A 12293-nucleotide genomic window follows, 5' to 3' on the forward strand; every position below is an offset into this window, starting at 1 on the left:
ACGTTAGCAATCGTTAACGTCACGTGTCTACGATGGTGTCCATGAGCCAGGTCCCGCGGATGGGTGGCACCCCTCAGCCGGACCGCCGCGGTGCGGTCGGCAACAACCGCGGCGCGGTGACGGGCAGCCGGCGCGAGCAGATCCTCGACGCCGCGGCCGACCTGTTCGCCCGAAAGGGCTTCCACGGAGTACCGATCGACGAGATCGGCGCCGCCGTGGGCATCACCGGCCCGGCGCTCTACCGGCACTTCGCGGGCAAGGAGGCGATCCTCGCGGAGATGCTGGTGGGGATCAGTGAGCAGCTCCTGGCCGGCGCCCAGGCGCAGCTCGGGGAGGACGACGGCGGCTCGGCGGACCCGGCGGACCCGGCGGACCCGGCGGACCCGGCGACGCAGGATCCGCACCACCGCGCCGGGCTCGGCCCCGCCCGCGCCACCGCCGTGCTGATCGCGCTGGTGGACCGGCACATCGAGTTCGCGCTCGACCATCCCGCACTCATCACCATCCAGCTCCGGGACCTCGACGCGCTGCCGGCGCAGGACCTCGCGACGGTGCGCAGGCTCCAGCGCGCGTACGTCGGAATCTGGGCCGACCTCATTCGGGCCGCCCGCGGCGGGCCGCCGGCGCGAACCGACGACCCGTACGAGGCGACCGCGATGGCGCACGCCGCCTTCGGGCTGCTCAACTCCACCCCGCACAGTGCGCGGCTGGGCCCCGCCGCGACCGCACGGCTGCTGCACCGGATGGCGCTGCGCGCGCTGCTCGCCCCGGACCCGCCCGTGCCGGACTGACGGCCGTTCGCTCCGTACCCCCTCGAGGAAGGACAGCACCGTGGCTGACCCAGTCCCGCGACCGATCCGGATCGCCAACGTCTCGGGGTTCTTCGGCGACCGGCTCTCCGCGGCCCGAGAGATGCTCGACGGCGGCCCGGTGGACGTGCTGACCGGCGACTGGCTCGCCGAGCTCACCATGGGCGTCCTCGCCCGCCAGCGCGGTCGCGACCCCGACGCGGGCTACGCCGCCACCTTCGTCACCCAGCTCGAGGACGTCCTCGGCGACTGCCTGGACCGGGGCGTGAAGGTGGTCTCCAACGCCGGCGGCCTCAACCCGCACGACTGCGCGGCAGCGGTACGCCGGATCGGCGAGCGCCTGGGCCGGGAGGTGCGGGTCGCCGTCGTCGACGGTGACGATGCCACCGAGGCCTTCGCGAAGGCCCGCGCCACCGGCTGGTCCGCGCCGCACCTGGACACCGGCGAGCCGTTCGCCGACCTCGGCGCGGAGCCGGAGGCGGTCAACGCGTACCTGGGCTGCTGGGGCATCGTCGAGGCGCTCGATGCCGGCGCGGAGGTGGTGATCACCGGCCGGGTGACCGACGCCGCCGTGGTCGTCGGGCCCGCCGCCTGGCACCACGGCTGGCAGCGCACGGACTGGGACGCCCTGGCAGGCGCGGTGGTAGCCGGGCACGTCATCGAGTGCGGCGCGCAGGCCACGGGTGGCAACTTCGCGTTCTTCACCGAGCTGTCCGGCCTGGACCGCGTCGGCTTCCCGATCGCGGAGATCCATGCCGACGGCTCCGCCGTCATCACCAAGCACCCGGGGACGGGCGGCGCGGTGACCCCGGAGACCGTCACCGCCCAGCTCCTCTACGAGGTCGACGGCCCGCGCTACCTCACCCCCGACGTCGTCGCTCGGCTGGACACCGTCCGGGTGGCGCCGGCCGGCGCGGACCGGGTGCGGCTGAGCGGTGCCCGCGGCGAGCCCGCCCCGTCGAGCGTGAAGGTCGGGGCGATCGTGACCGCCGCCTGGCGCAACGCCATGACCTTCGTGCTGACCGGTTCGGAGATCGAGGCGAAGGCGGAAGCGGCCGAGGCGGCCCTGTGGGCGGCGGTGCCCGGCGGCCGCGCGGCGTTCGACGAGGTCGCGGTCCGGCTTCTGCGGGCGGACCGGTCCGACCCCGCCCGGCTGGGGGAGGCGGTAGCACTGCTGACGGTGAGCGTCCTCGACCGGGACCGCGCCAAGGTGGCGGGCTTCGCACGCTCCGCCGTCGAGACCTGGCTCGCGGGCTACCCGGGTCTCTACTTCACGGGGCCGCCGGGCCCGGGCAGCGCGTGCCCGGTCTTCTGGCCCACGCTCATGCCCGCAGAGGACTTCGTACAGCGGGTAAGCATCGGGTCGCGCTCGTGGGCGGTCGCGGCGACCACCCCCGACCGCGCCAGCCCAGCCACCCCCGTCGGCGCCAGCTCCACCACCTCCGACGGCGCCAGCCCCACCACCCCCGACGGCGCCAGCCCAGCCACCCCCCGCGGCGCGACGGTCCGGGCTGCCCTGGGCACCGTGCTGGGTGCCCGGTCCGGCGACAAGGGAGGCAACGCCACCCTGGGGGTGTGGGCGCGCGACGACGCCGCGCACGCCTGGCTGCGGCAGTTCTGGACCGAGGCCCGCCTCCGGGAGCTGGTCCCGGAGACGGCCGGCCTGCCGCTGCGCCTGTGGGAGCTGCCCAACCTCCGCGCCGTGGGCGCCACAATCGTCGGCCTGCTCGGTCGCGGGGTCGCCGCCGACCTCGCCCTCGACTCCCAGGCCAAGGGCCTGGCGGAGTACCTGCGCGCCAAGCACGCCGACATCCCGGCGGCGCTGCTGCCCGGCGCGGCCCAGCGACCAAGCGTGGGCAGCCGGAGCGTGCCGTGAGCGCCGACCTCGTGCACCTGGACCGCGCGGGCGCCGTGACCACGATCACCCTGGACTCCCCCGCCAACCGCAACGCCCTCTCCCGTCGGCTACGCACCCAGCTCGGGGCCAAGCTCGCCGACGCCCTCGCCGACCCAGCCACGCGGGTCATCGTGCTCACCCACACGGGACCGGTGTTCTGCGCGGGCGCGGACCTGACCGAGGCGGGCACGCCGGACGAGCCGGGCACCCCCGACCTGCCCGCGCTCCTCACCACGCTCTGGCACAGCCCGATACCGGTCGTGGCGCGGCTGGCCGGCACGGCCCGCGGCGGCGGCGTCGGGCTGGCCGCCGCCTGCGACCTCGTCGTCGCCGCGGACATCGTGACCTTCGCCTTCCCCGAGGTGCGGCTCGGCGTCGTCCCGGCGGTCATCTCCGCCCCGCTGCGCCGCCGGGTCGCTCCCCACGCGCTGCACGCGCTGTTCCTCACCGGCGAGCCGTTCGACGCCGCACGTGCCCGCGAGATCGGGCTGCTCGACGCCGCCTCACCACCAGATCTCCTGGACGGCGAGGTTCGCCGGCTCGCCGACATGCTGCTGCGCGGTGCACCCGGAGCCCTGGCCACCACCAAGGCGCTGCTGCGAGACCCCCCGGTCGGTGGTCTGACCGCAGAGCTCGCCGAGCTGGGCCGGGTGTCGCACGAGCACTTCACCTCGGCCGAGGGCCGCGAGGGCCTGCGCGCGCGGGCCGAGGGCCGCGACCCCGCGTGGGTGCAGGAGCTGCCTGGTTAGGACGCCCGGCGACGCAGCTCCACCGAGACCGGCTGCGGAGCACCGCCGAGCCCCGACGCCTCTCACGACGACGCGGCGGCCGTCCCCGGTGCGGGACGGCCGCCGTGCCCGCCGGCGCGCGGTATCCCGCGCTGCCGGCTACCGCGGTGTCGACATCTCGCCGAGGTGTTGACGTCTCGGGGAGAGGGAGGGGCCGCGGACGGGTGGTCAGCTCCAGTCGATGCTGAGGTACTGCGTCTCCTGGAACTCGCGCAGCCCCTCGCGGGCGCCCTCGCGGCCGAGGCCTGACTGCTTGACCCCGCCGAACGGGGTGGCGGGGTCGGACACCACGCCGCGGTTCACGCCGATCATCCCGGCGTCGATCTTCTCGGCGGTCTGCATCGCCCACTTCAGGTCGCGGGAGTACACGTATGCCGCGAGGCCGAACTCGGTGTCGTTGACCATCTCGACCAGCTCGGCGTCGTCGCGCCAGGTGGCGATCGGGGCGACCGGGCCGAAGATCTCGGTCCGGAGGATCTCGGCGTCGGCGGGGACGTCGCGCAGCACCGTGGGGGCGTAGAAGTACCCGCCCTCCGTGCCCGCCGGCAGCTCGGCCCGGTGGGTCACCCGTGCCCCGGCCGCGACCGCGGCGTCGACCAGCGAGGTCACCCCGGCAACAGCCTTGGCGTTGATGAGCGGGCCGATCTCGGTGCCCTCCTGCAGGGCCGGTCCCACCTTCAGGGCGGCGACGGCGGCGCCGAACTTCTCGGTGAACTCGTCCACGACGTCCGCGTGCACGTACAGCCGGTTCGCGGCCGTGCAGGCCTGGCCGCCGTTGCGGAGCTTGGCGACCAGGGCACCGGCGACGGCGGCGTCGACGTCCGCGTCGCCGGCGACGACGAACGGGGCGTTCCCGCCGAGCTCCATCGAGCTGTTGACCACGCGGTCCGCGGCCTGCTTGAGCAGGATCCGGCCCACCGGCGTCGACCCGGTGAAGGAGATCTTGCGAACGCGCGGGTCCTCCAACCAGGCGGTGACCAGCGGGGAGGACGAGCTCGTGGGGACGACGTTGACGACGCCGTCGGGCACGCCTGCCTCGGTGAGGATCTTCGCGATGGCGAGCGCAGTTAGGGGGGTCTCGCCGGCGGGCTTGAGGACCACGGTGCAGCCCGCGGCCAGGGCGGGGGCGATCTTCCGGGTGGCCATGGCGGCCGGGAAGTTCCACGGGGTGATGAGGGCGGCGACGCCGACCGGCCGGTGCGTCACCACGGTGCGGGTGCCGCCGGCGGGCGAGGAGCCGTACTCGCCCTCGGTGCGTACGGCCTCCTCGGCGAACCAGCGGAAGAACTCCGCGGCGTAGGTGGCCTCGGAGCGGGCGTCGGCCAGGGACTTGCCGTTCTCCCAGGAGATGAGGGCGGCGAGCTGCTCGGTGCTGGCGACCATGAGGGCGAACGCGCGGCGCAGCACCTCCGAGCGCTCGCGGGGGGCGGTGGCGGCCCAGCCGGGCAGGGCGCGGGCGGCGGCGTCGACGGCGGCGACGGCGTCGGGCACCCGGCCGTCGGCGATCTCTGTGATCGCGGCGCCGGTGGCCGGGTCGATGACCGCGAAGGTGCCGCCGCCCTGTGCGGCGGCGCCGCTGCCGTCGATCCACACCCCCTGACGGGGTGAGAGTGCGTCGACGTAACCGCGCAGGCCGGTGCCGGCGACGCCGGCGAGGGTGCTGGTCATGGTTCCTCCGGGAAGGGAGCAGGCCGCCGGGTGGCGGCTGGGCGGGTGGTCAGGGACGGGCGTCGGTCACGGGTAGAGGCCGCGCAGGGTGTGCGCCTCGGCCACCCGCTCGACCGCCAGGGCGGTGGCGGCGGTGCGCAGGGTGAGGCCCTTGCTGCCGGCGTACCGGGAGACCTGCTCCCAGGCGCCGATCATGCGCTCCTCGAGCCGGGCCTCGACCTCGGCCTCGGTCCACCAGTACGCCTGGTTGGCCTGAACCCACTCGAAGTAGGAGACGACGACGCCGCCGGCGTTGGCGAGGATGTCCGGCACCACGAGGATGTCGTTCTCCCGCATGATGCTGTCCGCCTCGGGCGTGGTGGGGCCGTTGGCGCCCTCCACGACTACCTTGGCCTGCACACGCGGGGCGTTCTCGGCCGTGAGGACGCCCTCGACGGCCGCGGGCACCAGCAGGTCGACGTCCAGCTCGAGCAGCTCGGCGCCGTCGAGCGGGTCGGCACCCTCGAAGCCCACCACCGAACCGGTGAGGTCCACGTGCCGCTCGAGCGCCGGGATGTCGATGCCGCCGGTGCTGACGAGGCCGCCGTACTGGTCGGAGACGGCGGTGACCGTCAGGCCGGCGTCCGCCAGGAACCTGGCCGCGCCGCGACCGACCTTGCCGAAGCCCTGCACCGCGGCGGTCGTGCCGGAGGCGATCGGCAGGCCGCGGGAGGCGAGGGCCGCCAGGGCCACGTCCACCACCCCGCGTGACGTCGAGGTGGCCCGGCCGAGCGAGCCGCCCAGCGCGATCGGCTTGCCAGTGACCACGCCGAGCACGGTGTGCCCGGAGGCGACGGAGTAGGTGTCCATCATCCAGGCCATCGTCTTCTCGTCGGTGCCGATGTCCGGCGCCGGGATGTCCTTCTCCGGGCCGATGACCGGGAGGATCTCTGAGGTGAACCGGCGCGTGACGCGCTCCAGCTCGTTCGCCGAGTAGTTGCGCGGGTCGATGCGCACCCCACCCTTCGCGCCACCGTAGGGCACATCGAGCAGGGCGCACTTCCACGTCATCCACATCGCCAGGGCACGGACCTCGTCCAGATCCACGTTCGGTGCGTAACGGATCCCACCCTTCGCCGGCCCGCGCGAGAAGTTGTGCTGCACGCGGTGGCCGATGAACAGGTCCTGGCTGCCGTCGTCACGACGCAGCGGGATGGAGACCGTCACCTCCCGTCGGGGGGTGGCGAGCAGCCGGTGCAGGCCGTCGGACAGCCCCAGGAACTGCGCGGCCTCCGTGAGCTGGGCGCGCGCGTCGTCCAGCGGGGTGCCGGCCGGCGCGGGGGCCGCCAGGGTGGGCGCGGTGGTCAGGGCGGTGGTCACTTGATCTCCTCGAATACGTCGTCCAGCACGTCGAGAGCCTCCGCGAGGAGACCATCGGGTATGGACAACGGTGGCAGGAAACGCAGGACATTGCCGTAGGTGCCACAGGTCAGGACGATGACCCCGGCGGCGTGAGCCGCACCGGCCACCGCCTTGGCCAGAGCCGCGTCGGGCTGGGCCGTGACGGGGTCCACCAGCTCGACGGCGATCATGGCGCCGCGACCGCGCACGTCGCCCACCCGGGCGTCACGTGCCTGCAGGTCGCGGAGCCGGCCGACGAGGAGCTCACCGATCGCGCGGGCGCGTTCGAGCAGGCCGTCCTGCCGGATGGTCTCCAGCGTGGCCAGGGCGGCGGCGACGGCGAGCGGGTTGCCGCCGTAGGTGCCGCCGAGACCGCCGGGCCCGGCGGCGTCCATGATCTCCGCACGCCCGGTCACCGCGGACAGCGGCAGCCCGTCGGCCACGCCCTTCGCGGTGACCACCAGGTCGGGCACGATGCCCTCGTGCTCGCTGGCGTACATCGCACCGGTGCGGGCGATGCCGCTCTGGACCTCGTCGGCGATGAAGACGACGTCGTTGGCGCGGCACCACTGCACCAGGGCCGGGAGGAAGCCCTCCGCCGGCACGATGAAGCCGCCCTCGCCCTGGATCGGCTCGATCACCAGTGCCGCGAGGTTCTCGGCGCCCACCTGCTTCTCGATGGTGGAGATTGCGCGCCTGGCGGCCTCCGCGCCGGTCAGGCCGTCGCGATAGGGGTAGGACAGGGGGGCGCGGTAGACCTCGGGCGCAAACGGACCGAAGCCGCTCTTGTACGGCTGGTTCTTCGCCGTGAGGGCCATCGTGAGGTTGGTGCGGCCGTGGTAGGCGTGGTCGAACGCGACGACGGCGTCCTTCCTGGTGTAGGCGCGGGCGATCTTCACCGCGTTCTCCACGGCCTCCGCCCCAGAGTTGAACAGCGCGGTGCGCTTCGCGTGGTCGCCGGGGGTCAGCGCGTTGAGCTGCTCCGCCACCGCGACGTACCCCTCGTAGGGCGTGATCATGAAGCAGGTGTGGGTGAACGCGGCCGCCTGCGCCGTCACCGCCTCGACCACCCGAGGGGCGCTGTTGCCGACGGTCGTCACCGCGATGCCCGAGCCGAGGTCGATGAGGGAGTTGCCGTCGACGTCGACGACGACGCCGCCACCGGCTGCGGCGGCGAAGACCGGCATCGTGGTGCTCACGCCGCGGGCGACGGCCCGGCCCTGGCGCTCGGCCAGCCCACGCGAGCGCGGACCCGGGATGGCGGTGACCAGGCGACGCTCCTGCGCCAGGGCGGGACCGCCGACGGCGGTGGGGGTCACAAGGGACATCTGCGGCTCCAGTCGGTGAGGACGCCACGCAGGGAGACCCGGCGCGGGCGTGTGGTGATCACGCTAGAGCCAGCGTCGCACGTCCGATACGTCGTACCTGCACAATCTTTGAACGTGGGGTGTGCAAGGGTGTCACCCATGGTCGGGGTGCAGGACGTGCTCGCCCAGCCGGCGCTCGCCCTGCGGGGCGTGTTCGTGCCGCGCCCGGCGGAGCCGGTGCGCTGGGTTGCCACGAGTGAGCTGGCCGACCCGAGCCCCTTCCTCGAGGGCGGCGAGGTGCTGCTGACCACCGGCCTGGACACCAGCGGGTGGCGTGACGAGTGGGAGGGCTACGTCGCCCGGCTGCGCGCGGCGGGCGTGGCCGCCATCGGCTTCGCGACGGGGCTCACGCACGACCGGGTGCCGGACCGGCTCGAGAGGGCCTGCCGGGCGCGGGAGGTCAACCTCTTCGAGGTTCCGCGGCACACCCCGTTCGTGGCGATCTCGCGTCTCACGGCACGCCTGCTGGAGGAGCGGGACCGGGCGGACTCCCGTCGGGCGGTGGTGATGCAGCGTGAGCTGACGGAGGCGGCGGCGCGCCGCGACGACCCCGGCGCCCTGCTGCGCACGCTGTCCGGCCAGGTGGATGGCGGCACGGCGCTGCTCACCAGCACGGGGACGCCCGACGGCGGACCGGTGGGCACCCCACCACCCCCGAGCCTCGACATGGCCGCGGAGGTGGCGCGTATCCGGCCACAGGGGTTACGGACGTCCGCGTCGGTCACCGTCGGCGGACACACGGTCGTCATCCAGCCCGTCGGCGTGGGCACGCGGCCGGAGGGCTACCTCGCGGTGTGGTCCCCGCAGCCACTCACGGACGGCCAGCGCGGCGCCGTCACCACCGCCGTCGCGCTCCTCGGCCTCGCCGCGGAGCGACGCCACGACCGGCGCGAGACCGACCGGCGCCTGCGGGCCCGGGCGCTCGAGCTGCTCCTGGGAGGTGACGCCCGTACCACTGCGGTCCTCCTCGCCGCCGCCGACGACCGGCCCGGCGAGGCCGAGCTGCCTGAGCGGATCCGCGTGGCCTGGGCCACCGGCGACCCGGACGCCGTCGCCGAAGCGGTTGGCGTGCTCGAATCGGCGCCGGCGGCGCGCGGCACGCCGGTGCTGCTGGCCGGGCCTGCCGGGGACGTGCTCCGCCTGGCCGACGCGCCCGAGCGGGTCGAGCTCGCCGCCGCCCGCCTGGCTGAGCTCGGCCTACGGGTGGGCGTGGGCGCCGCCGTCGGGCTCGACGACGGCGAGCGGGCGGCCACGACCGCCCGGTACGCGCTGGCACAGACCACCGACGTGGTCCCGGTGGTGCACTGGGACGAGCTGGTCGACGACGGGGTGCTGGCCCTGGTGGGCGACCGGGCCGCGGCCGCGTTCGCGGCCTCCTTCCTCGGCCCGATCGCTGGCCGGGCGGATCTCCTGCTCACGCTCCGGGCCTTCCTGCGCCACCACGGCTCACGGGGAAAAGTCGCCGCCGAGCTCACGGTGCACCGCAACACGGTGCGGCACCGGCTCGAGGAGATCGAGGTGGCGCTCGGCCGTTCGTTGGACGACCCCGCCACCCGGGTCAGCGCCTGGGTCGCGCTGCAGGCCGACGCCGCGCGCCGGCTCGAGGGCTGACGAGGCGCGCCGGCTCGAGGGCTGACGAGCCGCGCCGGCTCGAGGGCCCACGAGGCGCACGCCAGCACCGGGGCGACACTGCCGAGAAGGGCCTGTCGCGGCGCCACCAAGTATGCGAAAGTGATCATCACTCATTTAGTTGCGCGTGCCGTTTCGCGGTCGCGCTCCGAACCTCAGAGAAGAGGGTGACGTACGTGCCTCAAGACGCCGTGGTCCTGCAGAACTTCATCGGTGGAGAGTTCGTCGACGCGATCGGCGAAGGACGACTCGACGTGGTCAGCCCCACCACGGGTGAGAGGGTGGCGGTCTCCCCGATCTCCGGCCCGGCCGACGTCGACGCCGCGATGGACGCGGCCGCGAACGCGTTCACGACGTGGAAGCGCACCACACCCAGCGAACGGCAGCGCATGCTGCTCCAGCTCGCCGACGCGCTCGAGGCCAACGAGACCGCCCTGGTCGAGGCCCAGCACCGCAACACCGGCCAACCGCGTCAGATGATCGCCGACGAGGAGGTCGGCGCGGGCGCCGACAACATCCGCTTCTTCGCCGGCGCGGCCCGCACGCTTGAGGGCAAGGCGGCCACGGAGTACCTCGCCGGGCACACCTCGTACGTCCGCCGCGAGCCGGTGGGCGTCGTCGCGCAGGTGACACCGTGGAACTACCCGCTCATGATGGCGATCTGGAAGATCGGACCGGCCCTCGCGGCAGGCAACACCGTCGTGCTCAAGCCCTCCGACACCACCCCGGAGTCGACGCTGGAGCTCGCCCGGGTTGCCCAGGACATCCTCCCGGCCGGCGTCCTCAACATCGTGCTCGGCGACGCCTCCACCGGCGAGCTGATGACCGAGCACCGCGTGCCGTCGATGGTGTCCATCACCGGTTCGGTGCGCGCGGGCAAGGCGGTGGCTGCCAGCGCCGCGAAGAACGTGCGACGCACCCACCTCGAGCTCGGCGGCAAGGCGCCCGCCGTCGTCTTCGCCGACGCGGACCTGCCGGCCACCGCCCAGGCGCTGGTCGAGTTCGGCACGTTCAACGCCGGCCAGGACTGCACCGCGCCCACCCGGGTGCTCGTGCAGGACTCGGTCCACGACCAGTTCGTCGAGCTGCTGGCCGAGGCGGCCCGGGCGACCACCACCGGTGACCCGGACGACGCGAAGAACTACTACGGGCCGCTCAACAACGCCCGCCACTTCGCCACCGTGAAGGAGAAGCTGGAGTCCCTGCCCGCGCACGCGACGGTGGTCACCGGCGGCAAGCCGGCCGGGGAGGCAGGCTTCTTCTTCGAGCCGACCATCGTCGCCGGCGTGCGACAGGACGACCCGATCGTGCAGGAGGAGACGTTTGGCCCGGTGCTGACCGTCCAGCCCTTCAGCACCGAGTCCGAGGCGGTGGCGCTGGCCAACGGCGTGGACTACGCCCTGGCCTCGAGCGTGTGGACCGCCGACCACGGCACCGCCATGCGAGTGTCCCGTGACCTGGACTTCGGCTGCGTGTGGGTCAACACCCACGTGCTGCTCACCTCGGAGATGCCTCACGGCGGGTTCAAGAACTCCGGGTACGGCAAGGACCTGTCGCTGTACTCGGTGGAGGAGTACACCCGCGTCAAGCACGTCATGCACGCGCTCGGCGAGGACTGAGCTACCCCTCGTCCCGCGAGGTGAAGTTCTCATGGCGAGATGTCATCTCCTCCGGGAGATGTCATCGCTTCTGCTCGTTGCGCGGGGGTCCGGCGGGTGCACCCTGCCGGACCCCCCGAGCGCTCGGCGCGCGGCTGACTCACTCCCCCGGCGTGACCGCCTTCAGTCGCGCGCGCAGGCCCTCGACGAGGGCGGTGAGCCCGAGCTCGAACGCGGCCCGCGCCGGGTCGTCGCCCCGCCTGGCCTTGACCGCTGTGGTGAAGACCGGCGCCCGCGCCACCAAGTCCCCCACCTCGAAGACGTCCACCGGCGATGTCGCGTCCATCGCCGACCCGAGCACGAACGACTCCACGGCCACGATCGTCTCGGCGATCAGCGCGTCCGGCCATCCGCCGCGCTGCAGGCCCGCCGCCACCTGCTCGTACATCTCGACCGTGTGCGGTGCCCCGCGGATCGGGGCGACGGCGATGACCGGAACCAGGGGGGCGTGCTGGGCGTAGGTGTCCCGGTAGGACCGTGCCCAGCGCTCCAGGGCCACGTCCCATGCCTCGGTCGCGAACGCGGAACAGTCGAGCCGCTGGTTGAGGTGGTCCTGGATCCACCGCAGCAGGTCCTGCTTGGCGGTGACGTGGTTGTACAGGGCCGACGGCGACACCTTCAGCTCCCGCGCCAGCGCCGCCATCGTCAACGCGCCATAGCCGCGGGCCTCGATGAGCGTCATCGCGGCCGCGGTGATCTTCCCCGCCGAGAGCACCGGCGCGACGGGTCGCCCGCGTCCGCGCGCGCCGTTTGCTGTCACAACCAGACATCCTTCCCGCATCGGGCGCCTTGCCGCTCCCCGACGACACGCCGTGTGGTCTTGACGACACCCACCTCGTTGAGGGTAAATGATTCACGTTCATATGGGGGTCGGAGGTCCCGACTCGCCCACGACGCAACGAAGCGCACCAAACGGACACCGCCGCACACACCCAGACCACTCCCGAAGCGAGCTCAATGAACCCGCAACACCAGCTGATCGATCGTGACGTCGCCGTCGTCGACGCGGGGGCCACCGGCCTGATGGCCGCACGGCGGCTGACGCGCGCAGGCGTGAGCGTCTCCGTCCTCGAGGCGCGCGACCGGGTCGGCGCCGC

9 protein-coding genes and 1 pseudogene are annotated in these 12293 nt (G+C 73.6%); 6 read left to right on the forward strand and 4 right to left on the reverse strand.

Annotated elements, in window-relative coordinates:
• Positions 1-41 precede the first annotated feature (41 nt).
• From FE374_RS10685 to FE374_RS10695, 3 genes are read left to right on the forward strand one after another with little or no spacing between them, the layout of a single operon-like run.
• Positions 42-791 (forward strand): TetR/AcrR family transcriptional regulator, encoded by a 750-nt coding sequence (locus FE374_RS10685; RefSeq protein WP_230978255.1) that lies wholly within the window; start codon positions 42-44, stop codon positions 789-791.
• Between the two features lie 40 nt (positions 792-831).
• Positions 832-2685: an acyclic terpene utilization AtuA family protein gene (locus tag FE374_RS10690; RefSeq protein ID WP_139928932.1), complete on the forward strand. Its 1854-nt coding sequence runs from the start codon at positions 832-834 to the stop codon at positions 2683-2685.
• Entirely contained in the window at positions 2682-3455 is a 774-nt protein-coding gene (locus FE374_RS10695) for an enoyl-CoA hydratase-related protein (RefSeq protein WP_139928934.1), read from the forward strand. The genes FE374_RS10690 and FE374_RS10695 overlap by 4 nt, the downstream gene beginning before the upstream one ends.
• A 207-nt stretch (positions 3456-3662) precedes the next feature.
• Here FE374_RS10695 and FE374_RS10700 read toward each other — a convergent pair whose 3' ends face one another.
• From FE374_RS10700 to gabT, 3 genes are all read right to left on the reverse strand, one after another.
• Positions 3663-5162: an NAD-dependent succinate-semialdehyde dehydrogenase gene (locus tag FE374_RS10700; protein WP_139928936.1), complete on the reverse strand. Its 1500-nt coding sequence runs from the start codon at positions 5160-5162 to the stop codon at positions 3663-3665.
• 66 nt (positions 5163-5228) lie between these two features.
• Positions 5229-6521 carry a Glu/Leu/Phe/Val family dehydrogenase gene (locus FE374_RS10705; protein ID WP_230978256.1) on the reverse strand — a complete coding sequence of 431 codons (1293 nt, stop codon included), beginning with the start codon at positions 6519-6521 and terminating at the stop codon, positions 5229-5231.
• Complete coding sequence (gene gabT / locus FE374_RS10710) at positions 6518-7870, reverse strand: 4-aminobutyrate--2-oxoglutarate transaminase (RefSeq protein WP_139928938.1); 1353 nt, start codon at positions 7868-7870, stop codon at positions 6518-6520. The genes FE374_RS10705 and gabT overlap by 4 nt, the downstream gene beginning before the upstream one ends.
• Positions 7871-8008: 138 nt before the next feature.
• On the opposite strand from gabT, the gene FE374_RS10715 reads away from it, so the two are divergent.
• Complete coding sequence (locus FE374_RS10715) at positions 8009-9520, forward strand: PucR family transcriptional regulator (RefSeq protein ID WP_139928940.1); 1512 nt, start codon at positions 8009-8011, stop codon at positions 9518-9520.
• A 194-nt stretch (positions 9521-9714) separates the two neighbouring features.
• Positions 9715-11157: a gamma-aminobutyraldehyde dehydrogenase gene (locus FE374_RS10720; protein ID WP_179957307.1), complete on the forward strand. Its 1443-nt coding sequence runs from the start codon at positions 9715-9717 to the stop codon at positions 11155-11157.
• 139 nt (positions 11158-11296) lie between these two features.
• Here FE374_RS10720 and FE374_RS10725 read toward each other — a convergent pair whose 3' ends face one another.
• Positions 11297-11956: a TetR/AcrR family transcriptional regulator gene (locus tag FE374_RS10725; protein ID WP_230978257.1), complete on the reverse strand. Its 660-nt coding sequence runs from the start codon at positions 11954-11956 to the stop codon at positions 11297-11299.
• Positions 11957-12153: 197 nt separating this feature from the next.
• Between FE374_RS10725 and FE374_RS10730 the strand changes: the two are divergent.
• A pseudogene (locus FE374_RS10730) lies at positions 12154-12288 on the forward strand (FAD-dependent oxidoreductase); the annotation flags it as partial.
• Between the last annotated feature and the right edge of the window lie 5 nt (positions 12289-12293).

Origin of the sequence: Georgenia yuyongxinii (assembly GCF_006352065.1) — a bacterium.
GTDB classification, from domain to species: domain Bacteria; phylum Actinomycetota; class Actinomycetes; order Actinomycetales; family Actinomycetaceae; genus Georgenia; species Georgenia yuyongxinii.

What these genes read in the sequence shown, in the direction of transcription:
- FE374_RS10715 (WP_139928940.1), top strand. Translation starts at nt 8,009, where the DNA reads ATGGTCGGGGTGCAGGACGTGCTCGCCCAGCCGGCGCTCGCCCTGCGG.
- FE374_RS10700 (WP_139928936.1), bottom strand. Translation starts at nt 5,162, where the DNA reads ATGACCAGCACCCTCGCCGGCGTCGCCGGCACCGGCCTGCGCGGTTAC.
- FE374_RS10685 (WP_230978255.1), top strand. Translation starts at nt 42, where the DNA reads ATGAGCCAGGTCCCGCGGATGGGTGGCACCCCTCAGCCGGACCGCCGC.
- gabT (WP_139928938.1), bottom strand. Translation starts at nt 7,870, where the DNA reads ATGTCCCTTGTGACCCCCACCGCCGTCGGCGGTCCCGCCCTGGCGCAG.